Origin of the sequence: Streptomyces sp. NPDC052236 (genome assembly GCF_044548015.1) — a bacterium.
Lineage (GTDB): Bacteria > Actinomycetota > Actinomycetes > Streptomycetales > Streptomycetaceae > Streptomyces.
In genome coordinates, this window is record NZ_JBIUBL010000006.1 from 235,307 (window position 1) to 260,671 (window position 25,365).

Here is a 25,365-nt window from a genome sequence, read left to right on the forward strand (position 1 = left end):
TAGGACCCGGAATCGGGTCAGGGGTGGAGCCTGAGCTCCACCCCTGGATGGGGCCGAGCCGTGTCAGGCGTCGATCCGCGACCGGTCCAGCGTCGCGGCCGAGCTGGTGATGAACTCCTTGCGGGGCGCGACCTCATTGCCCATCAGCAGATCGAAGACCTGCTCGGAGGAGTCCAGGTCGCCGATGTTGATCCGGCGCAGGGTGCGGTGGCGCGGATCCATGGTGGTCTCCGCGAGCTGGTCGGCGTCCATCTCGCCGAGGCCCTTGTAGCGCTGGATGGAGTCCTTGAAACGGACCCCCTTGCGCTGGTACTCCAGCAGCTTCTGCCGCAGCTCGCTGTCGGAGTACGTGTACACGTACTTGTCCTGGCCCTTCTTCGGCTGGATCAGCTCGATGCGATGCAGCGGCGGCACGGCGGCGAAGACGCGGCCCGACTCCACCATCGGCCGCATATAACGCTGGAAGAGCGTCAGCAGCAGACAGCGGATGTGGGCGCCGTCGACGTCGGCGTCGACCAGCAGGACGATCTTGCCGTAGCGGGCGGCGTCGATATCGAAGGTCCGGCCCGATCCAGCCCCTATGACCTGGATGATCGCACCGCACTCGGCGTTCTTGAGCATGTCCGAGACCGAGGACTTCTGGACGTTGAGGATCTTGCCGCGGATGGGCAGGAGCGCCTGGAACTCACTGTTGCGCGCGAGCTTGGCGGTGCCGAGCGCGGAGTCCCCCTCGACGATGAACAGCTCGCTGCGCTCCACGTCGTCGCTGCGGCAGTCGGCGAGCTTGGCCGGCAGCGAGGAGGTCTCCAGCGCGGTCTTACGGCGCTGGGCGTCCTTGTGCTGACGGGCCGCGATCCGCGTACGGGCGGCAGCGACGGCCTTCTCCAGCACCGCGCGGGCCTGTGCCTTGTCGTCCCGTCTGGTGGAGGTCAGGAAGGCCTTGAGCTCCTTGGCGACGACATTGGCGACGATCCTGCTCGCCGCGGAGGTGCCGAGCACCTCCTTGGTCTGGCCCTCGAACTGCGGCTCGGCGAGACGGACCGTGACGACCGCGGTGAGGCCCTCCAGGGCGTCGTCCTTGACGATGTCGTCCTCGGCGACGCGCAGCAGCTTGGCGGAGCGCAGCACCTCGTTCATCGTCTTGGTGAGGGAGCGGTCGAAGCCGCTCACATGCGTGCCGCCCTTGGGGGTGGCGATGATGTTGACGAAGGATTTGACGTTGGTGTCGTACCCCGTGCCCCAGCGCAGGGCGATGTCGACGCCGAGCTCGCGGGTGACCTCGGTGAGGGTCATATGGCCGCGGTCGTCCAGGACCGGGACGGTCTCCTTGAAGGTGCCCTGGCCGGTCAGCCGCTGCACGTCGCAGACGGCTTTGTCCTGAGCCAGATACTCGCAGAACTCGCTGATGCCGCCGTCGAAGCGGAAGACCTCTTCGCTGTTGCCACCGGCCTCGCCCTCCAGACCACGCTCGTCGCGGACGACGATGGTCAGGCCGGGCACCAGGAAAGCGGTCTGGCGGGCACGCTGGTGGAGGTGCTCCAGGGAGAGCTTGGCGTCCTTGAGGAAGATCTGGCGGTCCGCCCAGTACCGTACGCGGGTGCCGGTGCGGGTCCTGGGCACGCGCTTGCCCTTGCGCAGCCCGCTCCCCGGGTCGAAGGGCGCGTCCGGGCCCGCCTCGGTGAAGATACCGGGGACACCGCGCCGGAAGCTGATCATGTGCGTCGAGCCGCCGCGGTCCACCTCGACGTCGAGACGGGCGGAAAGGGCGTTGACCACAGAGGCGCCCACGCCGTGCAGACCGCCCGAAGCCGCGTACGAACCGCCGCCGAACTTTCCGCCGGCGTGCAGCTTGGTCATCACGACCTCGATGCCGGAGAGGCCCGTCTTGGGCTCGACGTCGACGGGGATGCCCCGGCCGTTGTCCTTGACCTCCACGGATCCGTCTTCGTGGAGGGTCACCTCGATGTGGTCGCAGTGCTCCCCGAGGGCTTCGTCGACAGAGTTGTCGATGATCTCCCAGAGGCAGTGCATCAGGCCGCGGCTGTCGGTGGACCCGATGTACATGCCTGGGCGCTTGCGAACCGCCTCAAGCCCCTCGAGTACGAGCAGGTGCCGCGCGGTGTAGTTGGAACCGTCACGATCTGCAGTCAGCAGCGCTGTGGACGGCACGGACGTTTCGGCGGTCACGCGGTTCGCTCCTCGCTGAATTTGAAATGTGGCCCCAGTGGGTAAGGACCCGGCATCGGTCGCCGGTCAGAGGGTACCGAGGCCTGGTAGAGCCGATGTAACGCCACCCTCGTGATTTCTCATGCTAGTCCAGCATCGTATGCATGTTCGATCCCTCAATGGAGTGAAGCGCACATCACGTTCCCTTCGAGGCATGAACCATTTAGGCTCCGGGCACGTCCTCATGAACAACCGGCAAGCCAGCCGGGAGGGCCAAACGAGACAAACCACGCGAAACCCGTAGAGCACAGCAATACGGTTCATTCGCCGCCAACCGGCAATAGACAGCCACCTCGGGAAGAAATTTTCGAGGAGAAGCCACGAGCGGGAACGTTTTCGGCCTGGTTGGATGTTGACCCTGGTACGACAGCTCGTCGAGCTAGAGAAGAGGCGACGTGACTACTGTTCTGACCCCCGCGAGCCCCCTGACGGCCGCTGACCGCTGCGACCGCTGCGGCGCACAGGCTTATCTGCGCGTCGTCTTGAGCAGCGGCGGTGAACTGCTCTTCTGTGCCCACCATGGGCGCAAGTTCGAGCCGGAACTCAAGAAGATCGCCGCGGAAATACAGGATGAGACCGACCGACTCACGGCCGTACCGGCCGGCGTTGGTGAAGAGGAACACTGACACCTCGCATCCACGACGAGCCAAGGGCCGGTCCAGAACCGGTAGGCGGGCGGCTGCTCCTGAATACCAGGAGCAGCCGCCCGCTCTCATAATGTGACCGCGACGCCGACCGCCGCCAAGACGCTCGCCGCGGCGGCCGTTTTTACGACTCCTGCCGCTCTTTCGGCTTCTACGGTTTCCGCGGCTTCTCCGGATTTTGCGGCTTCTCCGGCTGCGCCACCGCCGCTACGCGCGTGTACACCCCGGGGCTGTCGGACCGACCGCAGCCGCTCCCCCAGGACACCAGCCCGATGAGCCGCCCACGGGCCACCAGCGGCCCTCCGCTGTCCCCCTGGCAGGCATCGTGCCCGCCACGCGGGTCCCCGGCGCAGAGCATCGTGGACGCCAGATACCTCCCGCTCAAGCCCCCGGGATAGGCCTGCCCACAGGAGTCGTCCGGCAGCACGCTCACGCGTGCGGCGCGCAGCGAGGTCGCGTAGCCGCCGCCCCCCGTCGTATCGCCCCAGCCGTAGACGGTGGCGCCCGTGCCCGGTTCGTACGCCTGGTCGCCGCCCTCCGCCACCCTGATCGCCTGGGAGGCCGGCAGCGCCTCCGTCAGCGTCAGCACCGCCAGGTCCGCGCTGTTCGCCTCCGGGTCGTACTGCGGCATGATCGATACAGCGCTCACCGCGATCTCCCGGCCTCCTGTGCCGGTCAGCTGCGAGCGGCCCGTAACGATGCTCAGGTCGCGCAGCTCGGTGACGTCCATTCCCAGTACGGTCCGGCTCAGGCAGTGCGCCGCGGTCATGACCTTTTTCGGCGCCACGAGCGCGCCACCGCAGAACTGACCCGCGCGCGTTCCGCCGAACCGGTCACGGCTGGACAGCGCCACCACCCATGGACTGTCGGTGATCCGGACCGGATAGCCGCCGACGACCACGCCCTCGGCGGCCGCGGGAACGGGCGAACCGAGCGGTGCCACGGCCGCCGCTGTGATCAGGGCGAGCGCCCCGGTCAGGGCTCGGGCGATAGGACGACGCATGGGGCCTCCTGACTCTGCGTGAACTCCGTCCACTCAGAGTCAGCCACCGCGCCGCCGTCCGCACCCCCGCACACGGCCGAGGGCCCGGTCCCTGACGGGATCCGGGCCCTCGGCCGACGTACAACCCACACGTAACCCACACGTACGATCAAGACGCACCACAGGTACGGCCCAGACGTGCTGGACGTACGACTGAGGTGTACGACCTAGTCGAGGTAGTCGCGCAGTACCTGCGAGCGCGACGGGTGACGCAGCTTCGACATGGTCTTGGACTCGATCTGACGGATGCGCTCACGCGTCACGCCGTAGACCTTGCCGATCTCGTCCAGGGTCTTCGGCTGGCCGTCCGTGAGACCGAAGCGCATGGAGACCACGCCCGCCTCACGCTCGGACAAGGTGTCGAGCACCGAGTGGAGCTGCTCCTGGAGGAGCGTGAAGCTCACCGCGTCGGCCGGTACGACCGCCTCGGAGTCCTCGATGAGGTCACCGAACTCGCTGTCGCCGTCCTCGCCGAGGGGGGTGTGCAGCGAAATCGGCTCGCGACCGTACTTCTGGACCTCGATGACCTTCTCAGGGGTCATGTCGAGCTCCTTCGCCAGCTCCTCCGGGGTGGGCTCGCGGCCCAGGTCCTGGAGCATCTGGCGCTGAACGCGCGCGAGCTTGTTGATGACCTCGACCATGTGCACCGGGATACGGATGGTGCGGGCCTGGTCGGCCATCGCGCGGGTGATCGCCTGCCGGATCCACCACGTCGCGTACGTGGAGAACTTGTAGCCCTTGGTGTAGTCGAACTTCTCGACCGCGCGGATCAGACCGAGGTTGCCCTCCTGGATCAGGTCCAGGAACAGCATGCCGCGGCCGGTGTAGCGCTTGGCCAGCGAGACGACCAGTCGGAGGTTGGCCTCCAGCAGGTGGTTCTTGGCGCGGCGGCCGTCCTCGGCGATGATCTCCAGCTCGCGCTTGAGCTTCGGCGCGAGCTTGTCGGAGTTCGCCAGCTTGTCCTCGGCGAACAGGCCCGCCTCGATTCGCTTGGCGAGCTCGACCTCCTGCTCGGCGTTGAGAAGCGGGACCTTGCCGATCTGCTTGAGGTAGTCCTTGACCGGGTCGGCGGTGGCGCCGGCGACGGCCACCTGCTGCGCGGGCGCGTCGTCCTCGTCGTCGTCGGAGAGGACAAAGCCCTTGTTCTCGCCCTCGCCCTCTTCCTCCTCGCCCTTGGCGCCGGACTGTGCCTCATCGAGCTCTTCGCCGTCGGAGGCCTCGTCGGCGTCCTTCTTGCCCGCGGTCTTCTTCGCCACGGTCTTCTTGGCGGCGGTCTTCTTCGCCACCGCCTTCTTGGCCGCCGGCTTCTTGGCGGCCACCTTCTTTGCGGGCGCGTTCGCCAGGTCCTCGTCGGCCTGGACGTCGACGGTCTCGGCCGTCGACGTCGCGGTGGCCGCGACGGTCTTCGCCGTGGCGGTCTTGGCCGCTACGGTCCTGGTGGCGGTGCGCTTTGCCGGGCTCTTCGCTGCGACGCTCTTGCGGGAGCGCTTGGGCGACTCCGCGGCACTGACCATCAGCGTCACACCCTCTTCCTCGAGGATCTGGTTGAGGCTGCGCAGAACATTCTTCCACTGGGTTGGCGGAATTTGGTCAGCCTCGAAGGCCCGACGCACGTCATCGCCGGCGATCTGCCCATCAGCCTTTCCCCGCTCGATGAGCGCCATCACAGACTCGGATTCGGCGATCTCCGGCGGGAGCGTACGGGATGTGCTGGCCGACACGAACAACCTCTCGGAACGATGGAAAACGGCTTCCGGCCCCGCCCATGATCGGACCGGAGCCGACGACCACCGGGCTGCGGATGCGCCGGTGGCGCGGGGCTGAGCCTCGGAGCTGCACAGCGCTTTGAATGGCTGCTGTATTCCCTCTGCGGCTGTCACCTCTTAGGTCATCGCCTGGTTTCGAGGAGTGTTACGCCCAATCCACGTGGCCCGAGTCACACCCCATTCGCGACGAAACGCCCAGAGGGGGACGTTCGCTACACAATCGTGCCGCCGGACCCCGTGGAATCCGGCGACACCAGTTTGCGTACGCCTCCATACTCGCCGATCGCGCCTACTCCCCGATCGCGCTGATTGCACTGATCGCCCCGATCAGACTGATCAGGCTGATCGCGAACCGCCGACCGCGCCCCGACGATCAGTGCTCGCGCGGCGCGGGGACGACTCGCTCCACCTCTGGATGGACGGTCAGCAGTTGACGCATGGCTGATTCGGCGGCCTGCGAATCGCCGGTGGAGAGGGCGTCGGCGATCCGCGCGTGGTGGGCGAGGGAAGCCTCGGTAGGGCGGTCACAGCCGGCCACCGGGCCGCCGGAGACCTGGAGGGCGGCGGAGACGATGCCGGAGAGGTGTTCGAGCATGCGGTTACCGGCGAGCTGGATGAGGAGGGAGTGGAACTCCGCGTCGGCCCGCGAGAAGGTGATCCCATCACCCTGAGTGAGGGCATGGCCCATGATCTCGACCATGTCGCCGAGACGCTGCTGCATATCCTCGCGGCCGTGCCCGGCGGCGAGGCGGGCGGCGAGCGGTTCGATGGTCCACCGCAGCTCGCTCAGCTCCCGACGCTGATCGTCACGCTGCGGACCGAACGCGCGCCACTCGATGATGTCGGGGTCGAGCAGATTCCAGTCGCTGACTGGACGGACCCGGGTGCCGACATTGGGGCGGGCGCTCACCAGGCCCTTGGCCTCGAGGACCCGCAGGGATTCCCGGACGACGGTGCGGGAGACCTCGAAGCGCTGGCCGATCTCCTCGGGGACGAGCGGGCGATCGGCGCCGAGATCCCCGGAGACGATCATCTGGCCGAGCTGCTGGACGAGTTGGCCGTGCAGTCCGCGGCCCCGGCTGCCTGCGGCGCGGCGCCCGACCCGGCCCAACTCCGCGTCGGCGCCCTCCCAGGAGGGAGGCCCTGCGCGGTCGGCGCCTGGCGCCTCCACGTAGGGGTAGCGGTCGAGTTCGCCCGGGCCGGCGAGGCCGGACTCGGCGGGGCGGGCGACGGTCATCATGGTGTGCGCAAGGGTACTCACGCATTCTGTGTCGGCGTGCTTTCCATGACCCTTGAGGTCTTTGGTGAAAAGCACACGAAAGGGTGATCGGTGCTCGCCTCGCAATTGACGCCTAATCGGAAAGAAACGGGCGCGCTCAAGGGAGTTGCGAGCAGTTCGCCGAGACTCGATCGATCATGCTCACCAACGAGCCCTGCGGCGAAGGCCGGTGAACAGATATGCACAGATCAGGGCCGACAGTGACAACGTCAGTGCAACGCCGACTGGTTGAGCGACAAGGCGTACCACAGTCATCAGCCAGCGGTCGGCCTGCTCCGGCGACTGGGGCAGCTGTACCCAGACCAGCTCGCGCAGCCTGCCGGGGAATCCGGCGACGGAACGAACCGACGGAGCGACGAGCGCCTTCTGTACGAGGGGGGTGATGAGAACCGGCACGGCGAGCACGGCGGCCACCCCGGCGGCCGTGACCCGGAAGACACCGGCGGCGAGCAGCCCTGCCCAGGCGCAGCCGACCGCGAGCCCTGCCCAACTGATGGCCGAGGCGGGCCAGTTCTTCAGAACTGGTGTCAAATCGCTTCCGTACACCAGGTGGAGGGCCGCGGCGTCGGCCAGTACGACGAGGAGCGCGAGGAACACGGCGACCGCGGCAGTCACCGCGAGCTTCGCGAGAAGGAGACCGAGGCGGCGGGGGACGGTGCCGCGGGCGGCGGCGAGCGCGGGGTAGCGGAACTCCTCGCCGAAGGAGAGCGCCCCGATCAGGCCGGCTCCGAAGGCGGCGGGCGGCAGCGGCAGGAAGCCGGGCCAGGCGGCGAGCAGCTCCGGCAGCGGGGTGGTGGAGGCGCGGGCGAGCGGGACGCACAGGACGAGGGACGCGACGAGCGCGGCACTCGCGATGAGCGCGGCGGTACGGACGCCGAGGAGGCGGCGGAGTTCGTACCGCAGCGGCCTCAGGGGGCTGCGTACGGGCCGGGGCGGGGAGGGCGGGGGCAACGGGGCGGTGCGCTCCGTCGCGGGCGGGTCAGGCAGTTTCGTGGCGGCGGCCGGCGCGGCGGCGGGGACGGGTGCGGCGGCCTCGGGCGCGGCGGCCTCGCGCGCCGGTGCGGGTGCTGGGTCTGCGGTCGGCGTCGGGGTCTGGGTCGGGGCGGCGTCGCCGACCTCTTCGGTGAGCCGGTGGACGAGCACGCCGTGCCGGAAGGCGGTTTCGCCGATCTCGGCGCAGTCGCTGCCGTAGACGGAGAGCAGGCTGCCCCCTTCGGCGACCGCCTCGACCGAGCGCTTGGCCGCCCGCGCCTCGCGGGTGACGACTGCGGCGAGGCGTGCGGCGTGCGGGGTACGGACCACGACGCGGGGGCGGAGCCTCGTACGGGAGAAGACGGCGGCGTCCTGATCGGCGACGAGGCGGCCCGCGTCGAGGGTGACCACCCTGTCGGCGACCCGGGCGGCTTCCCTGGGGTCGCCGGTGGTGCAGAGGACGGTCCCGCCGTAGGACGCGTGGGCGCGCAGCAGTCCGTACAGCCAGCTGTACTCACGGGGCGAGAGGCCCTGGAAGGGCTCGTCGAGGATGAGGGTTTGCGGGTCGCCCAAGAGGGCGGAGGCGAGCCCGAGCCTGCGGTCCATGCCGAGGGAGAGCGTGCCAAGACGCTGGTCGCCGAGGCCCGCGAGGCCGACGACCTCCAGCACGTCGTCGGCACGGGAGGCGGGCACTCCGGCAGCCGCGCAGAGCATACGGAGCTGCCCCCGGGCCGTCCGCGCGGGATGGCCCGGCACATCACCGAGGAGCACCCCGACTTCTCTGGCCGGGTGGGCGAGGCGGTGGAGGTGGTTGCCGCGGAAGTATGTGACACCTCGGCCGGACTCGAGTTCGAGCATCAGCCGCAGTGCCGTTGTCTTGCCGGAGCCGGGCGCGCCGAGGAGGGCTGTGACGCGGCCGGACCGGGCTTCGAAGGTGAGATCGTCGACGGCGGGAGGGAGGTCTCGGCGGCGGGTGCTGGTGAGTCCGATGGCCTGGAGCATCGCTTCTCTCGCGGAGGGTGAGACCGCTCGGCGGCAGGGTGGCTACCGCAGCAAGATAACGCGACATTTCCGGCTTTTGGTGTAGCGAGCAAAGTCCCGGGTGTCAGGCCTCCGCAGCTTCCTCCGAACGCCTCGGGACTTCTCAGGCCGCCAGCAGACCCCCGTCAGGCTTCCGGCGGGCTTCCGGTCAGGGCTTCGCGGCGGGCTTCCGGGCGGCTTTCGGACCGGCTTCGGTCAGACTTCCGGGCGCAGCATCGGCGGATTCAGCACGGTGGCGCCGCCTGCCCGGAAGAGCTGCGCCGGGCGCCCGCCCTGGCGCGTGGTGGTCCCGCCCGCCGGGACCAGGAAGCCCGGGGTGCCGGTCACCTTGCGGTGGAAGTTCCGGGGATCGAGGGCGACGCCCCACACGGCCTCGTACACCCGTCGGAGCTCGCCGACCGTGAACTCCGGCGGGCAGAAGGCGGTGGCCAGCGAGGAGTACTCGATCTTGGACCGGGCTCGTTCCACCCCGTCCGCCAGGATCCGCGCATGGTCGAAGGCGAGCGCGGCGCTCTGCTCGTCCTCGCGGCCGAACCCGCTCTCCTGACCCAGAAGATCCTCGACAGGAGCCCAGCGCACGCTGTTCGCGTCACCGCCCGCGCGGGGGGCGGGCAGGTCCGGCGCAAGCACGAGGTGGGCGACGCTGACGACCCGCATCCGGGGGTCCCGCTTGGGGTCGCCGTAGGTGGCGAGCTGCTCAAGATGGGCGCCGTTGTCGGGCGCGGGGGAAGCCGGATCGTGCGCGCAGAGCCCGGTCTCCTCAGCGAGTTCACGCGCCGCCGCCGCCGCCAGATCCTCGTCGCCCCGGACGAAGCCACCGGGCAGCGCCCACCGGCCCTGGAACGGCGGCTCTCCGCGCCGTACGACCAGGGCGCAGAGCGCGTGGCGGCGCACGGTGAGCACGACCAGGTCGACAGTGACAGCGAAAGGCGGAAAGGCCGACGGGTCGTAGGGCGACATGCCGTGATCATAGTCGTCTGCCTGACGATAAACACTCCCTTCCTCAGCTGCGGCGGCTGTTTCTTCACCCGCTCCCGCGCTCCGGGCCGCCACTGGGCTCACACCCCCAACTGGAGGCTGTCGGCGGCCTGCTCGACCATCCCCAGGCCGAGCCTGCTGACCCGTACGGCGAAGGGCGCCCCGGCGACACACAGGCCGGAGATCTGTACGGCGCCGAGCGGGGCGCACCGCAAGGGATGCAGCGAGACAGTATGGGCGGGGGCATCGGGGCGGATGCCGGCGAGGGTGGCCAGGAGCTGGATCCCGGCGGCTGCGGCCACGGCTGCCGGGCGGCACGCGGCGGGGTGCGGCACCGGCACGCCGTCCGCCGTGCGCTGCTCCCCCGCATACATCTCGGGCAGCCGGTATGCGAAGGCCTCGGCGGCGTCCAGCACGCCACGCAGCAGGGCCACCGCCTCCTTCTCGTATCCCGCGACGGCCAGACCCGCGACCGCGACAACCGTCTCGTGCACCCGTACGGCCCCGGCGCGATGGCCGAACGGATTGTGTCCCGGCTCCTTGACCCCGAGGCTGCGCAGCCCCCAGCCGGAGTCCAGTGCGGGGCTGCCGAGCAGCCTGGCCAGCTGTTCGGTCTGCACCTTGTCCAGCAGGCCAGTGGCGAACCGCCCGCCGTCGATCAGTCCGGTGTCGAGAAGATGCGCGGCACCCGATCCCAGATAAGGCACCCGCCTCCCGTCGGGCGTAAGCGCCGCCGCAGGACGCCCGCCCGCCCGGTCGTCGATCCAGAAGGCCTCCCGGAAACGGTCTCTCAGTGCGTTCGCCCATTCGCGCCAGCGGTCGGCTCCCGGGCGACCGCAGGCCTTCAGGAGACCGGCGCCGAGCAGCGCGGCTCGATGGGCGTGGGCCTGGGTCTCCGCGCGCTGGACCCTGGACGGACCGGACTCGCACAGCAGCCCGCCGTCGCCCACGGCCCGCCGCAGCCAGTGCAGGCAACGCTCCGCCGCCGGGAGCAGCTCCGCCAGCTCCCGCTCGGGCATCCCCCAGCGCCACGCCTCCGCGAGGACCGCCGGGAACGCGAGGGTCGCTTCGACGCCCGAGCAGCTCGGCGGCAGATGCGGACCCGCGTCCCGGAGCGGCCCGGGGATGCGCCCGAAGTCCGGCCCCCGTCCGATGAATTGGGCGCGCGCGAACGTTCGCAGGGTGGCCGAGGCGAGGCGGGTGGAGAGCGGGAGCGCCATCCGCGCGGCCCACAGCGCCTCGGCAGGGGCCTGGCCGCAGCGCCAGGGCACTCCGGCGGCGAGAGACAGGTCCGTGGGGTGGCCGGGCTCCCGCAGCAGCAGCGCCCTGAGGTCGCCCAGGCTGGTAGCGAGCAGTGGTTGCAGCCGGGGGTCGTCCCCCTCGACCCGCGCCTCGGGTAGGGAGTGGCTGCCCGAGCTGCTCGGCGGCGGCGGGGCCGGAGGGGCGGCGCGGACACGCAGCTCGATGGTGCGCGAGGTGCCGGGCGGCAGCTCCAGCTCCCAGCGCAACAGCCCTGCGGAGGCCAGAGCGTCCTTCGGAGGCGGATCGACGGTGACAGCGGCGTTGACGCCCGGACCCGCCGACCACCGCAGACCTGAGTCGTGGACGCTCGCTGGCAGTTCGGGGCCGGGACACCCGGCCGCGACCGCGCCCAGAACAGCGAGATCGGTGCCCAGGGCGATCTCCACCGGAAGCCTGAGGGATCTGCCGGCCGAGCTGCGCAGGGTGATCCGGTCCGTGCCGTGGGCATCACGCGACCGCTCCACACAGATCCCGGGGTCGGGCCCGGCGTCGGCGGGTGTGCGGACCACGGAGATGAATCGGGCGCGGTCGGCGCCGACCATCCCGCCCTGCACCGCAGCCGGTTCGCGGCCCGCCACCCGCAACTGGCAGCGGGAGAGCAGCCGTCGGCCCGACCGGTAGACGCCTTCCAGTCCCTGGCCGGTGAGCTGGCCGTGCCAGGGGGACATCGCCAGGGATGGCAGCGCGACGCAGATGAGGGTGTTGTGCACCGGCGGCAGTTCGCCGGGCCGTGCGACGATGCCCGGTGGCGCGGGGCAGGGCCCGGATCGCTGTCGCGGCTGAGGCGCTTGGGGTGGACGAGGGGTGGTGGCCATGGGTGGTCTGCTGTGCCTTCCGTGCACTCCGGACCGCCGCTGCGAACACGACGGCACGGGTCGAACGACTCCGCCACGACGGTGAACGGTGGCACGGGCGACCAGGTCACGCCCGCGGCCGTCATCGCCCGCTCCTGGTGCCACGCTGTCCGCCGCGCCCCCGCGCGCGGGGGCGGCTCCCGGCCGGCACGCCGCCCGGGTGCTTCCCTGCGGGAGGGGCGTCCTTCCTGCCGGTCGCGGGCCGGGCCCGCTGAGGGCGCGGACGCGGCGGGCGCCGCCTGCCACCGCCGCGGGTTCCTGTCGATGCCCGTGAGCCACGCTCCTCGCGCAGACAGCTGCGCAGGGTCTCCGGGTCGAGGCCTTCGTTGCATGCCTGGTGCAGAAGCCGGGCGAAGACATACGCGGGGTCGGCACGCAGCGCGAGCCCGAGGGCGACCCGCGCGCCGGGTTCGTCGCCGGTGGACCAGGCGACCCAGCCGGCCAGGGTGAGCGGCGCGGCGGCGTGCTCGGAGTAGGGGCCGACGCAACGGCGGGCCAGCGCCCGCCAGAGCCGCAGCGCGGGATCGGCGTCCGGTCCCTCCATCCATTCCGCGGCCCGGTCCCGGGTCTCCCGGTCCTGCAGGCCCAGAATCACGGCAGCGGCTTCCTCGTGCGCGAGGAGCCGGTCGTCCGCGACATCCGATTCGGACCAGCTTCCGGTCCGCGGCGCCTCCGCGATGCGCAGCATCAGCAGACGGGCCAGCGCGAGGGTCTCCTCGGCCACCTGCTCACGTCCCGCTCGCTCCAGGATCCTGGGCACCAGCGCGGCGCCCGCGGTGTCCAGCGCCTTTTCCAGGCCGGGCGCGAGCGGGGCCTCGGCGGCCCACGGTGCGAGCCGCGCCTCCATTTCGCGCAGGGAGCCGCGCACTTGGATACCGGCATAGGCGGCAGCAGCGGCCATTACTGAGGTGCCCGGCAGGGCCAGCGCGTTTCCGTCCGCCGGGCAGCAGCGCTCGTCGGGGCAGCAATAGGACCAGAAGCGGCCGCCGGAAATGCAGAGCGCCTCATAGACGGGCACCTCCAGGGCACCGCAGGCTGTGCGCAGCCGTTGGGCGAGGGGGCGCAGCCGCTCCATCACCCGCCTCCCCGTCTCGCCCTCGGCCGGGTCCTGGCAGAGAAAGACGACAATGCCGTCGGGGCGGGATCCACGTCGCTCGCTGCCTTCGATCAGACACGCCGCGAGCTCCTCGGCCACGGCGGACCATTCGCCCGGCGAGCGTGGAATGCCGAGCCGCAGCCGCCCGCCGAAGCGTCCGCGGCTGCCGTGCAGCGCGATCAGCACGATGGAATCGCTGGGATGGAAGCCCCCGACCATGTACGGGAGGGCGTCGGCCAGTTCGGCGGGGCTGCGCAGGGTGATCTGCTGCTCATCGGCCGGGCCGGTGGGTTCGTGGTGCTTGTTCATGGCACGACGGTCTCGTGTCGGCCCCGACACCGCGAGCCCTGTGGATAACTTTATCCACAGGCTGGCGGCCTCGTTCGCGCTTTGTCGGCGCGATCAGGTTGCATAGGGGCATTACCAACGCAGACCATGCAGACCACTCAGATCGCGCAGAGCTCAGGGCCTCGGCCGACTCCGTACTCACCCGCCTTGTCTCCGACCCCACGGGCACGGCCAGGCTTCGTGGGGACCAGTGGCGCGATCGAGGCACTTGTCGCCGACAAGCGCCGGGCTCTGGTTGTGCAGCGGACCGGCTGGGGTAAGTCCGCGGTGTATTTCGTGGCGACCTCGCTGCTGCGCGCGCAGAGCAGCGGCCCACCGTGATCCCTGCCCTCTCCTCGCGCTCATGCGCAACCAGGTGGAGGCCACGGCCCGGGCCGGAATCAACGCCCGGACCATCAACTCCTCAAACATGGAGGAATGGGACACAGTCCAAGCCGAGGTGGCCGCGGGCGAGGTGGATGTGCTGCTGGTCAGTCCCGAGGGGCCCGTGCTCAGGACGTCCTCGTCCACAACTGCACGAACATTGTCGCCGACGAGGGCATCGGCGGGCCCACACCCTCGATCAGCACGTCGTCAAGTCCGACGCCCAGATGATGGAGAAGGCCCAAAAAGCGCAGGGCGGCGTCGCAACGAGGTGGACCGACGAGGCGACCGCCGTTCGCGCTGTGGACGAGGCCTTCCAGCAGTGGATCCAGCAGCCGGGCAACGCGAAGAGCCTGGATGACTGGAAGCAGAAGGAGACCCAGAAGCAGGCTAAACCGCAGTACGTGTTCTTCGCGAAGACCGACGCGCTTCCCCTCGAGTGGACACTCAGGGGCGAGGGATCACTCAGAACGGCCTTCAAGGTAGGCGGTCCCGCAGCCGGCGAGGCGGCCAGCAACAAGGTGAGGATCCTCCTGAAGTACGTCGGGAAATCCCACAAACCCAGCAAGTTCGTCGTCTTCACTGCCCACCCGCTTTAGAAGCAGCACCACACTGATCAACATCGATGAGAACCGCGGGCGCCCCTCCGACTGGAGGGGCGCCCGTACCACCAGGAGGCTCTGTGACGACCGGACCACGCGAGGTCTACTACATGGACTACGAGGAGGATTTCGGCCTCAGCGGACTGAGCGGAAAGGTGTGCTCCCGCATGGGCCTCCGGATCGACACCCCGGTGATCCTCGCTGTCACCGCGGAACAGGCGGCCGAGCGGGAAGACAATCGGCTCGGCACGGACGTGCGGTTGCTCCTCGGGTCCTCCCTCCCTGACGACGCCCTGCGCCACCTGTGGCTGGCTGCCACGCGAGGGTGCTTCGACCCAGCCGAGCAAGGCGACGGCATGCGGGACTGGCTGCATCGCGTCTCGGAGGTCTGCCCGCAGAGGGAGGAGGAACCGAGCCCTGCCGAGGCGGCTGCCCTGGAAGAGGCTCGCCCTCGGACGAGCGAGGAGGAACTACGCGGCCTCGTCATGAACGAGATCAACCACCTCATGCCAAGACTGCGGAGCTCCGTCCCGGCGCCCGAGATGGTGTCCGCACTCCGCGACGTCGTCGAGCGTGTCGACGCCGACCTCGGCCTGCGGATGTTCACGCGTGCTGCGAAGGCGTATTCCGTACTTGTCTCGGCAGAGCAGTACGGACGGCTGATGCAGCTCGCGGACCGGCTCGCCTATCCCTCCTCCGTGATCCACGAGGGCCTGAACGTTCGATGGCCGCCGATCGATCCCGGCGACCGCACGCTCCCCCTCGGCCGCTTCGGGCTCCCGGCTCTCGCAGCTCTGTTCGCAGGAGGCCACTGGCAGTACGAGGGCACCCGGCTGGAGAATACGAAACGGCTGCTCCATGCCGATGCCGGCCTCGTCCCCGGTATCCAGGCGGCCCTACTCCTCGACGACGTGCAGCGACTGTTGGACTCCACACTGGCGAACAGTGTCGTCACGGACCTGTGGTTGGCGGCGTCCGAGCGCTGGTACGTCAGAGACGAATTCGACAGTGACGGGCGTCAATGGCTGCGGGAGATCGCCCAAGAGTGCAGGATCCGCCTGCGAGACGTGGACCCTGCCTATTCGCCGCATCCGGCTCCGGTCCGGGGGGACGCGGAGTCCGCGGTCCTGCGTGAGATCCGGGAATGCCGCGTCACGCTGAACAACACATTCCCGCCGATCGCCTCCGGCACTGGCGAGGGTGCGGGGCACGCCTTGGAGCGGGCCGCCATGTCGGTCAGCCCGGACCTGGCCTTCCGATTGTTCCTCCAGACTCTCCGTGCGGGCGACGCCGTTGTCACCGAAGATCAGTACGCCCGCTACACGAATCTCTGTGAACACTTGGGCTATCACCAGGACTACATCCTTCAGTTCGACCATCTGCTTCCTGAGCGAGACAACCGGAACTGATCAACCCACTGCCGCGCCGTCTGCCGGCGGACGGCCCGAACGACCGGACTCGTCCCGTATTCCTCCACCATGGGTGCAGGCTACGTGCGCAGACCCGCCCCTATCAGGAAATATGCGCCGCTCACCGAGCTATCACCTGCAGTGCGAACGCGAAACGCCGTACCGCCGCCTTCATTCCGTTAGCCGCAGGTTCGCGTCCTGCCGGGGGAGGCGGGCGTGCCCACCACGGCAGAGGCGACGCGTTTGGTCCCACTCACAGAGTGGGGAAGCTCAGCCTGCCGCAGCGAGGACCAACGGAAGAACCTGTTCGCTGCCTGCCTTGCGGAGCAGGCGGGCAGCGACTGCGAGGGTCCAGCCGGAGTCGGTGTAGTCGTCCACGAGCAGGACGGGGCCGGGAGAGCCGGCCAAGGCGCCAGCCAGGTCCTCAGAGACGGTGAAGGCGCCGGAGAGCGCCTTGAGGCGTTGGGCGGAGTTGCTGCGGCGTACGGCGTGCGCGCCGTTCGGCCCGGTGTACGTGAGGGTGCCCAGGAAGGGGAGGCGGCCAATGGTCGCGATTCCCTGGGCGAGGGAACCGACCAGTTGCGGGCGGGCCAGAGACGGTACAGCGACGACTCCCACCGGCCGGGCAGAGGCATCCGGGGCAGTAGACGCCCAGCCGCCCGGAGAGCGCGCCCAGTCGGCGAGGACGGCCACCGCGGCCTTCAGGACGTCGTCGGGGACCGCCCCATCGGACGCGTTCTCAGCCAGCAGTGGGCGTAGCCGGTTGCCCCAGCCGATGTCCGAGAGCCGCCCCAAGGCACGTCCGGTGGAGCACTGCTCACCGGCCGGGATACGCCCCTTGAGGTTGATGCCCAGTGCGGGCATCCCTGTCGGCCACATGCGGCGCGGCTCAACTTCCATCCCCGGGCGGTCCAGTTCCTTCGCCGCCCCCGTCAACGTCTCCGCCGAGACGGAAGAATCGGCCCAGGCTCCCGCGCAGTTGTCGCAACGACCACACAGAGTCGCCCCCTCGTCGTCCAGCTGCTGGCGCAGGAACTCCATCCGGCACCGGGACGTGCTCACGTAGTCCCGCATGGCCTGCTGCTCGGACGCACGCTGCCGCGCCACCCAGGCGTAGCGCTCCGAGTCGTACATCCACTCGGCTCCCGTGGCCGTCCAGCCGCCCTTCACTCGCTTGACCGCGCCATCGACATCCAGCACCTTCAGCATCGACTCCAGCCGGCTGCGTCGAAGATCCACCGCAGCCTCCAGAGCCGGCACGGACAGCGGCCGTCCCGCATCGGCGAGAGCCGAGAGGGTCTGCCGAACCTGCGCCTCGGGCGGGAAGGCTGTATCGGCGAAGTAGCGCCAGATGGCCTCGTCCTCCTTGCCCGGCAGCAGCAGCACATCGGCGTGGGCCACACCGCGGCCCGCACGCCCCACCTGCTGGTAGTAGGCGATCGGCGAGGACGGCGAGCCGAGATGGATCACGAAGCCCAGGTCCGGCTTGTCGTAGCCCATGCCCAGCGCGGAAGTCGCGACCAGCGCCTTGACCCGGTTCTCCTGCAGGTCGACCTCGGCCTGCAACCGGTCGGCGTTCTCCGTTTTCCCGGTGTAGGAGGCCACCTTGAAGCCGCGCTGCCGCAGGAAGGCGGTGGCCTCCTCGGCCGCGGCCACCGTCAGCGTGTAGATGATCCCCGAGCCCTGCAGCTCGTCCAGGTGCTCGGCGAGCCAGGCCAGGCGGTGGGCGGCGTCCGGCAACTGGACCACACCCAGCCGCAGGCTCTCCCGGTCCAGCGGACCGCGCAGCACCAGGGCTTCGCCGGCACCGGTACCCAACTGCTCGGCCACATCCGCAGTGACCCGCGCGTTGGCCGTCGCGGTGGTGGCCAGCACCGGCACACCCGCGGGCAGCTCAGCCAGCATCGCCCGCAACCGACGGTAGTCCGGGCGGAAGTCATGGCCCCAGTCGGAAATGCAGTGCGCCTCGTCGACCACCAGCAGACCGGTCGTGGCCGCAAGCTTGGGCAGCACCTGATCGCGAAAATCTACAGAATTAAGACGTTCCGGACTTACGAGGAGAACATCGGTCTCGCCGCGCTCGACCTCCCCGTAGATCGTTTCCCACTCCTCCGGGTTGGCCGAGTTGATGGTGCGCGCCTGAATACCGGCCCGCGCCGCCGACTCGACCTGGTTGCGCATCAGTGCCAGCAGCGGCGAGATGATCACTGTGGGGCCGGAGCCGCGCTGACGCAGCAGAGCGGTGGCAACGAAGTACACGGCCGACTTTCCCCAGCCGGTGCGCTGCACCACCAGCGCACGCCGGCGCTCCTCCACCAGAGCCGCCACCGCCTGCCACTGATCCTCCCGCAGCCGCGCCGAACTCCCAGGGGCACCGACGAGCTCAGCGAGGATGGCATCGGCTTCAGCGCGGAGCTCCAGGTTGTCCATGCCCCCATGCAACCCGATGGCAAGGACAATAAGCCACCTCACTCACCGTCACTACCCGCTCACGAACGGTCAACCGACCACCCACCGGCCTAGGATGTCCAGGGCAGAGCGCTCGGCCACGACCATCCTCCATCGGCGCGTTTACGCAGGTCAGGGCTCCAATCTCACCTGGAATTTGAATGCCTTCCCAGTTCTGTAGCCCCGAGCGACTGAACAACCCGGACTTCCGTGACCAGGTGCTCCCGAAGCTGGCCGCCGCCACCGGTCTGCTGGTGGTGGACGAGGCGCACTGCATCTCCGACTGGGGCCATGATTTCCGGCCCGACTACCGCCGGCTGCGCACCATGCCGGCGGAGCTGCCGGCCGGGCTCCCGGTACTGGCCACCACCGCCACGGCCAATGCCCGGGTGACCGCGGACGTCGCCGACCAGCTCGGCACAGGCAGCCGGCACGGACGCCCTCGTCCTGCGCGGCCCGCTGTACCGGGAGAGCCTCAGCCTGAGCGTGCTGCGGCTCCCCGATGCGGCGAACCGGCCGGCCTGGCTCGCCGATCATCTCGGCGGGCTGCCCGGCTCCGGAATCATCTACACCCTCACGGTCGCCGCGGCCGAGGAGGTCACGGCCTATCTGCGGCAGTGCGGGCACACGGTCACCTCGTACACGGGCCGCACAGAGAACGCCGACCGGCAGCAGGCCGAGGAGGACCTGCTCGCCAACCGCGTCAAGGCACTGGTGGCCACCTCCGCGCTGGGCATGGGCTTCGACAAGCCCGATCTCGGCTTCGTCGTGCACATGTGCTCTCCCTCCTCCCCCATCGCCTATGACCAACAGGTGGGCCGTGCGGGCCATGGCGTGGAGCACGCGGAAGTGCTCTTGCTGCCCGCCAGGGAGGACGAGGCGATCTGGCAGTACTTCGCTTCGGTCGCCTTTCCGCCCGAGGAGTTGGTGCGGCGCACCCTCGATGTACTGGCGCAGGCGGGCAGGCCTCTCTCGCTGCCCGCGCTGGAGCCGCTGGTCGAGCTGCGGCGTACCCGGCTGGAGACCATGCTCAAGGTCCTCGATGTCGATGGCGCGGTGCACCGGGTCAAGGGCGGCTGGATCTCCACGGGCCGCCCCTGGTCGTACGACGCCGAGCGGTACGCCTGGGTCGCGCGGCAGCGGGAGAGCGAGCAGCAGGCGATGCGCGACGATGTGGGCTCGACCGGTTGCCGGATGGAGTTCCTGAGGCGGCAGCTGGACGACGCGGAAGCCGCGCCGTGCGGGCGCTGAGACAACTGCTCAGGAGCCCGCTTCAGCGACAAGGTCTCCGCGGCGGCCCTGGACGCCGCGCGCGGGGAGCTGGGCAGGCCGGGCGTGGAGGTGGAGCCCCGCAAGATGTGGCCGACCGGGCTGGCGGCGGTGGGCGTCAACCTCAAGGGCCGTATCCCCGAAGGGGAGCAGTCCTTCGCGGGACGGGCGCTGGGGCGGCTCTCCGACATCGGCTGGGGCAACCGGCTGCGGCCGATGCTCGCGCCGCAGGCCCCCGGACGGTCCCGTGCCGGAGGAGGTGGTGAAGGCCGTGGTGTCCGTGCTCGCGGACTGGGCCAAGGGGCCCGGCGGCTGGGCCTCCGGCACGGCGGACGCACCGCCCCGGCCGGTCGTCGGCGTGGTGACCATAGCGTCGCGCAGCAGGCCTCAGCTGGTCGGTTCTCTCGGCATACGGATCGCCGAAGTCGGCCGGACGCCGCTGCTCGGTTCTGTCGCCTACGTGCCCGAGGCGGCGGAGGCCCGGATCTCACGGACCAACAGCGCCCAGCGCGTGCGAGCCTTGCACGAGGCGTTCACGGTGCCGCCCCAGCTGGCCGAGGCACTGGCCGCGGCACTGGCCGCGGCAGGCGGCCCGTGCTGCTGGTCGATGATCTTTCGGACAGTGGCTGGACCCTCGCCGTGGCGGCGCGGCTGCTCCGCAGAGCGGGTGCGAAGGGGGTGTTTCCGCTGGTCCTTGCCGTCCAGACATGACACGGGGGGTCACTGTGGGAGAAGCTGGGCAGGGATATGAACGTCATACCCGCCGATTCCCGTCGGTGACGCAGAATTGCTCGTTGCCGCAGGGACACGCGGCGGCGAGAATTGGAACGCTCCCCGCACGGCTCGTTCGCGGTCCGAAAAGGCCGTGCCGCGGTGCGCCCCCACCCGACCCTGCCCGCACTGTGGGCGCGTATGCGAAGGGAGGACCGTGACCTTCGGATTCGCTCCGTCCGCAGCCACTTCGATCACCACGTCTGCCGGCTCCGCCAGCCGCCTCGCCAGGATGCTTGAGCCCGCAGAATGGGCAGCAGCCGGGATACCCCTGCTGCGCAACCCGCGCGAGGTGGTCAGTGGACTGCACGCCCTGCACTCGCCGACGCCAAGCACTGCCGTTGTCGCCGTGCTCGACCACGAAGAACGACTCGCCGCCAGCGCCTCGTTCTCGCGGCGCGCTGTTCCCGTCGACGGCTGGGAGTTCCGCAACGTGCTGCTGGCTCATCTGCGCCGGGTGATCCCGCACGATCTGCGTCGCCGGGCACCCGTGCGTACCGCCATGCTGCTCTACTGCCGCGAGGGCGACGAGCGCTGGACGGAGGAGGACGGGGCGTGGATGTGGGGGCTGCGGGACGCCTGCACTCTGCATGGGCTGCGCTGCGGTGCGTACATCACGCTGACACGCGGGGGCTGGCAGGTGCTGGGCGAGGGCCGCGGGGGCCGTCAGCCCAACTCCACGTCGTCGCCCGGCCTTCTGGCCGACGCCCGGGTGGACGGCGAGCCGCTGCCGCTGCGTACCGCCGGCGGCGCGGCTGAGGCGCTTCGGCGCACAGCGGCTCGCTGAAGGTGCCGCCCCTCCGGCTGCCCACAGGATGGGCAGCCGGATCACGACGGACCAGCGGCCAAGGCCCTACGGCCAACGGCCCAGTCGGCCCATACCGGCCGTACGACCGAGGACGACTGGTAAGGCTCAGATGCCCGTGGCGAGCACGGTGTTGATCCGCTCGGGCTCGCCGCACACGATCATCAGCACGGTCGCCTTCGCCTTGGCCGCCGGAAGCACGCTTACGGCTGCATCGTCAGCGCCGCCGTTCAACGCGACGACCACCACGGGCCGGGCCGAGGCACGTCCCACAGCGGCGGCGTCGGCGTAGAAGACGTCGTCGCCCGCGTCGTGCTGTGCCCAGTAGGCGGCATCGCCGAAGGACAGTTCGTGCTGGGCCCACGGGTGCTGCTCACCAGTGGTGAGCACCAGGACGTCGCCCGGTGCGCGGCCGGAGTCGAGCAGCAGGTCGACCGCCTCGTCGGCGGCGTCGAGCGCGCCGTCCGCCGGGGCGGGTATCAGCTGGATCTGAGGAAGGGAAGGAGTCGTCGGCCGGGCGGCCTGCGGCTGCACGGCAGAGGTGGGCGTACGCGGTGCCGGCGGCCCCGGCCTGGCGGGACCGGAGCCCGGATGTCCAGGCCGCGGTGAGGCCGCGGAACGCGGACCGGGTACGGGACGAGGGGTCGGCGCGGTGCGGCCTGTGGCCGGAGTGACGCGGGGACCCTGGGCGCTCTCGTGAATCTGAGGCTCCTCGGGGATGAGAGGCATGAGTGGATGTCTATCAAACGCCGATGCGAAAGGCATCGGCGGGTGGGCACATAAGTGCGACCCTGCTGCTGGAGCGGGTTCAGAAGTCGAAGCCGAGCTGGCCCCCGCTTTCCAGTGCGTCCGCCTCCGCGGAGAGGGCCTGCACCTCCGTGGCGAGGGGGTCCGCCGTCAGGGGGACGCGGACCTTCTTGAGGTGCCGCCACTGGGGCAGCGCGTCGAGATAGGACCATGAGAGCCGGTGGTAGGGGGTGGGCCCCCACTCCACGAGCGCCGCCTTGTGCAGGGGCGCGGGATAGCCGACGTTGGAGGCGAAGTCGAAAGGGGCGAACTCCCCGTGCAGCTCGGCCATCATCGCGTCCCGGCGCACCTTGGCGATCACCGAAGCGGCGGCGACGGCGACGCAGGACTGGTCGCCCTTGATGACCGTACGGACCTGCCAGGGCAGCCCCAGGTAGTCGTAATTGCCATCGAGGATGATCGCGTCCGGACGTACTGGCAGGCCCTCCAGCGCACGTACGGCCGCGAGCCGGAGCGCCGCGGTCATCCCGAGGTCGTCGATCTCCTCCGGCGAGGCGTGCCCCAGGGCGTAGGACGTGACCCATCGCTCGAGTTCCGGGGCCAATTCCGTACGGCGCTTGGGGCTGATCAGTTTGGAGTCGGTGAGCCCCAAAGGGGGTCTGCGCAGTCCGGTGATCGCCGCACACACCGTGACCGGACCGGCCCAGGCCCCGCGTCCGACCTCGTCGACACCAGCGACGATTTTGGCGCCGGTGGTGGCTCGGATCGAGCGCTCGACTCTGTGGGTGGGCGGTTCATACTCCATAGCGTCAGTCAGGTTACGCCGCCGGACGCCGCCCGCGACACCGGGTTTCCCTCAGCGGCTCCGGACGGCGGCTGACCGCGGCTCCAGAGCACGGCTGACCGCGGCTCCAGAGCACGGCTGACCGCGGCTCCAGAGCACGGCTGGCCGCGGCTCCAGAGCACGGCTGGCCGCGGCTCCGGAGCATGGCCGACCGCGGCCGCGGACCGCGTTCAGCCGGTACGCGGACAGAGCAGCGGCACCATGACCTGGTCGATCATCTCGGCGATGTCCTCGTCCGGCCATTCGCTTCCGCACATCTTTGACCGGTACATCATCAGCCCGGGAATCACATCGAAAACCAGCTCATGAGTGGCGTTGGAGCGGACGTCGCCGCGCGCGATGCCACGGCACACCACCTCCCGGAAGAGCTGCGTGGACGGCTCGATCACCCGCCGCACAATCACCCCATGGAAGCGCTCGGCGGTGGAGGTGTCGCACTCGTAAAGCACAGAGCGAAGCGCGAAGCCGGACGTGGAGAACATGGCGTCGCGCACGCGTCGGCAGAGCTGAAAGAGATCTTCGCGAATGCTGCCGTGATCGGTTGCCTCGTCGAGCGTCGGCAGCCCGGCCTGCAGGGCGTCCACGACGAGGTCCTCCTTCGACGGCCAGCGCCGGTAGACGGCAGCCTTTCCGGTCTGGGCCCGGGCGGCGATTCCTTCCATCGTGAGCCCGCCCCAGCCGACCGTACTCAACTGCTCCAGAGCGGCATCGAGAATCGCGCGTTCCAGCACAGGCCCTCGACGGCGCAGCAGGACCGGGGGCGTCTCTGCCGCGGCAGTCCAGCGCGAATTGGCCATCGTCTTCTCTCCATTGGGAACAGGGGGATCAGTGAACGCTTGCGTTCACTGGCGGGTACTCTCTACGGTTGCCGAGTCAGTGAACGGCTGCGTTCACTAATTCACTTGTGGGGGTTCCCTAGTGACGACCTCTCAAATAAAAACTCCAAGCACGCCGGGAGCGGCCCGCAGGCAGGGACGCCCCGGGATCGCTCTCACCGTCATCGCCGCCCTGCAGCTCATGGTGGTCCTCGACACCACGATTGTGAATATCGCGCTCCCGCACATCCAGGGCGCGCTCGAGTTCACCACGGCGCAATTGTCCTGGGTGGTCAACGCCTACACCCTCACCTTCGGCGGGCTGTTGCTTCTCGGAGGCCGGGCGGGCGACATCCTCGGCCGCCGAAGGGTGTTCGTCTTCGGTGTACTCCTCTTCACGTTCGCCTCGCTCCTGTGCGGAGTCGCCCAGGAACCCTGGCAGATGCTCGCGGCCCGCGCGCTCCAGGGCATCGGCGGCGCCATCGCCTCGCCCACGGCGCTCGCTCTCATCACCACGACTTTCCGTGAGGGGCCCGAACGCAACCGCGCCTTCGGTATCTTCGCAGCGGTCTCGGCCAGCGGCGCGGCCATCGGCCTGCTCGCCGGAGGCATGCTCACCGAGTGGCTGAACTGGCGCTGGGTGTTCTATGTGAACCTGCCGATCGGCATCTTGATCGCCCTTCTGGCGCCGGTGTTCATCAATGAGTCCGAGCGGCATTCCGGCCGGTTCGACTTCACGGGCGCACTCACCTCGACCGCGGGCATGGCCTCCCTGGTCTACGGCTTCATCCGGGCCTCCGAGGACGGCTGGGGCGACGCGCTCACCCTCGGCGCGTTCGCGGCTGCGGTCGTCCTGCTCACGGCGTTCGTACTGACCGAGCGGCGGGCGCGGGAGCCCATCACTCCGCTGCGGATGTTCGCCGACCGCAACCGCTCGGGCACGTACGCGATCATGATGAGCCTCGCTGCTGCGATGTTCGGCATGTTCTTCTTCATTGTCCTGTTCGTGCAGAACGTACTGGGCTACAGCCCGATCAGCTCCGGCCTCGCATTCCTGCCGGTCACGGTGACGATCGTGGTGGCTGCCGGACTCTCCTCGAAGCTGCTGCCGGTGCTCGGCCCCAAGCCGTTCCTGATCGCGGGTGCCCTGTTCACCGGCAGCGGTATGGCATGGCTGACCGCGATCGACCCGGACAGCTCGTACGTGGGCGCGGTGCTGGGTCCGATGCTGCTCTTCGGTTTCGGCATGGGTCTGGTGTTCGTGACGGCGACGCTCACGGCGGTCTCGGGCGTGGCACAGCACGAATCAGGTGCGGCCTCCAGTCTGCTCAACGCGACACAGATGGTGGGTGGTTCCCTGGGGCTGTCGATTCTTCTGACTGTCTTCAGCACCGCCGGCCGCGACGAGGCCGAACGCCTGATGCCGTCGTTCCTCGCGGAATCGACGCCCGCGCAGAAGGCAGTCTTCGAGAAGACGCACGAGCTGCCGCCTCCGTGGGGACACCAGGTGCTCGCCGAAGGCATCGCCACGGCGTTCTGGGCCGGGGTGGGCCTGGTGGTACTCGCCGTGCTGGCCGCGGTGTTCGTCATCCGGGTACGCAAGAGCGACCTGGAGGCGCTCGGCGGATCGGTGGGCCCGGACGGCCCAGCGGCATAGACGCGCGGCGCCCCGGCGACCCGGCGACCCGGTGACCCGGTGACCCGGTGACCCAGCCATTCACTATCCGGCTGTCCGGCCAGCTCG

The 25,365-nt window shown here is 69.7% G+C and carries 17 protein-coding genes and 2 pseudogenes; 7 read left to right on the forward strand and 12 right to left on the reverse strand.

From position 1 onward, the window contains the following. Nucleotides 1-63: 63 nt before the first annotated feature. Nucleotides 64-2,187 carry a type IIA DNA topoisomerase subunit B gene (locus ACIHCQ_RS13300; RefSeq protein ID WP_399661285.1) on the reverse strand — a complete coding sequence of 708 codons (2,124 nt, stop codon included), beginning with the start codon at nucleotides 2,185-2,187 and terminating at the stop codon, nucleotides 64-66. A gap of 434 nt (nucleotides 2,188-2,621) precedes the next feature. Between ACIHCQ_RS13300 and ACIHCQ_RS13305 the strand changes: the two genes are divergently transcribed. Then, entirely contained in the window at nucleotides 2,622-2,852 is a 231-nt protein-coding gene (locus tag ACIHCQ_RS13305; RefSeq protein ID WP_399661287.1) for a hypothetical protein, read from the forward strand. Between the two features lie 169 nt (nucleotides 2,853-3,021). Here ACIHCQ_RS13305 and ACIHCQ_RS13310 read toward each other — a convergent pair whose 3' ends face one another. The 7 genes from ACIHCQ_RS13310 to ACIHCQ_RS13340 all read right to left on the reverse strand — a co-directional run bounded on the left by ACIHCQ_RS13310 (nucleotide 3,022) and on the right by ACIHCQ_RS13340 (nucleotide 13,509). Then, entirely contained in the window at nucleotides 3,022-3,873 is an 852-nt protein-coding gene (locus tag ACIHCQ_RS13310; RefSeq protein ID WP_399661289.1) for a S1 family peptidase, read from the reverse strand. 206 nt (nucleotides 3,874-4,079) lie between these two features. Continuing rightward, the gene (locus ACIHCQ_RS13315) at nucleotides 4,080-5,633 is read right to left on the reverse strand and encodes an RNA polymerase sigma factor (RefSeq protein ID WP_399661290.1); all 1,554 of its coding nucleotides are present in this window, start codon (nucleotides 5,631-5,633) and stop codon (nucleotides 4,080-4,082) included. A 418-nt stretch (nucleotides 5,634-6,051) separates the two neighbouring features. After that, nucleotides 6,052-6,939, reverse strand: a complete 888-nt coding sequence (locus ACIHCQ_RS13320; protein ID WP_399661292.1) for a FadR/GntR family transcriptional regulator — start codon at nucleotides 6,937-6,939, stop codon at nucleotides 6,052-6,054. Nucleotides 6,940-7,098: 159 nt separating this feature from the next. Beyond that, a complete protein-coding gene (locus tag ACIHCQ_RS13325; protein WP_399661294.1) occupies nucleotides 7,099-8,931 on the reverse strand; it encodes an ATP-binding cassette domain-containing protein in 1,833 nt (610 codons plus the stop codon). 234 nt (nucleotides 8,932-9,165) lie between these two features. After that, on the reverse strand, nucleotides 9,166-9,930 hold the full coding sequence (locus ACIHCQ_RS13330) for an NUDIX hydrolase (RefSeq protein WP_399661295.1): 765 nt from the start codon (nucleotides 9,928-9,930) through the stop codon (nucleotides 9,166-9,168). A 98-nt stretch (nucleotides 9,931-10,028) separates the two neighbouring features. Then, nucleotides 10,029-11,969 carry a glycogen debranching N-terminal domain-containing protein gene (locus ACIHCQ_RS13335; protein ID WP_399661461.1) on the reverse strand — a complete coding sequence of 647 codons (1,941 nt, stop codon included), beginning with the start codon at nucleotides 11,967-11,969 and terminating at the stop codon, nucleotides 10,029-10,031. A gap of 217 nt (nucleotides 11,970-12,186) precedes the next feature. Continuing rightward, the gene (locus ACIHCQ_RS13340; RefSeq protein WP_399661297.1) at nucleotides 12,187-13,509 is read right to left on the reverse strand and encodes a DUF4192 domain-containing protein; all 1,323 of its coding nucleotides are present in this window, start codon (nucleotides 13,507-13,509) and stop codon (nucleotides 12,187-12,189) included. 110 nt (nucleotides 13,510-13,619) lie between these two features. On the opposite strand from ACIHCQ_RS13340, the pseudogene ACIHCQ_RS13345 reads away from it, so the two are divergent. The 3 genes and pseudogenes from ACIHCQ_RS13345 to ACIHCQ_RS13355 all read left to right on the forward strand — a co-directional run. Further along, nucleotides 13,620-14,029 (forward strand): annotated as a pseudogene (locus tag ACIHCQ_RS13345) (recombinase RecQ); the annotation flags it as partial. Further along, the gene (locus ACIHCQ_RS13350; RefSeq protein ID WP_399661299.1) at nucleotides 14,007-14,510 is read left to right on the forward strand and encodes an RNase A-like domain-containing protein; all 504 of its coding nucleotides are present in this window, start codon (nucleotides 14,007-14,009) and stop codon (nucleotides 14,508-14,510) included. The pseudogene ACIHCQ_RS13345 and the gene ACIHCQ_RS13350, both read left to right, overlap by 23 nt. 83 nt (nucleotides 14,511-14,593) lie before the next feature. Continuing rightward, nucleotides 14,594-15,922 carry a hypothetical protein gene (locus ACIHCQ_RS13355; RefSeq protein ID WP_399661301.1) on the forward strand — a complete coding sequence of 443 codons (1,329 nt, stop codon included), beginning with the start codon at nucleotides 14,594-14,596 and terminating at the stop codon, nucleotides 15,920-15,922. Between the two features lie 270 nt (nucleotides 15,923-16,192). Here ACIHCQ_RS13355 and ACIHCQ_RS13360 read toward each other — a convergent pair whose 3' ends face one another. Then, entirely contained in the window at nucleotides 16,193-18,352 is a 2,160-nt protein-coding gene (locus ACIHCQ_RS13360) for a RecQ family ATP-dependent DNA helicase (protein ID WP_399661303.1), read from the reverse strand. Nucleotides 18,353-18,549: 197 nt separating this feature from the next. On the opposite strand from ACIHCQ_RS13360, the pseudogene ACIHCQ_RS13365 reads away from it, so the two are divergent. After that, a pseudogene (locus tag ACIHCQ_RS13365) lies at nucleotides 18,550-20,350 on the forward strand (helicase-related protein); the annotation flags it as partial. Nucleotides 20,351-20,567: 217 nt separating this feature from the next. Beyond that, complete coding sequence (locus tag ACIHCQ_RS13370; RefSeq protein WP_399661305.1) at nucleotides 20,568-21,197, forward strand: hypothetical protein; 630 nt, start codon at nucleotides 20,568-20,570, stop codon at nucleotides 21,195-21,197. A 126-nt stretch (nucleotides 21,198-21,323) separates the two neighbouring features. On the opposite strand, the gene ACIHCQ_RS13375 is transcribed toward ACIHCQ_RS13370, so the two are convergent. From ACIHCQ_RS13375 to ACIHCQ_RS13385, 3 genes are all read right to left on the reverse strand, one after another. Continuing rightward, entirely contained in the window at nucleotides 21,324-21,944 is a 621-nt protein-coding gene (locus ACIHCQ_RS13375; protein ID WP_399661307.1) for a hypothetical protein, read from the reverse strand. A gap of 79 nt (nucleotides 21,945-22,023) precedes the next feature. Then, the gene (locus ACIHCQ_RS13380) at nucleotides 22,024-22,767 is read right to left on the reverse strand and encodes a ribonuclease HII (RefSeq protein ID WP_399661309.1); all 744 of its coding nucleotides are present in this window, start codon (nucleotides 22,765-22,767) and stop codon (nucleotides 22,024-22,026) included. A gap of 209 nt (nucleotides 22,768-22,976) precedes the next feature. Continuing rightward, nucleotides 22,977-23,603 (reverse strand): TetR/AcrR family transcriptional regulator, encoded by a 627-nt coding sequence (locus ACIHCQ_RS13385; protein ID WP_399661311.1) that lies wholly within the window; start codon nucleotides 23,601-23,603, stop codon nucleotides 22,977-22,979. Nucleotides 23,604-23,724: 121 nt separating this feature from the next. Between ACIHCQ_RS13385 and ACIHCQ_RS13390 the strand changes: the two genes are divergently transcribed. Then, nucleotides 23,725-25,278 (forward strand): MFS transporter, encoded by a 1,554-nt coding sequence (locus ACIHCQ_RS13390; RefSeq protein WP_399661312.1) that lies wholly within the window; start codon nucleotides 23,725-23,727, stop codon nucleotides 25,276-25,278. Nucleotides 25,279-25,365 lie beyond the last annotated feature (87 nt).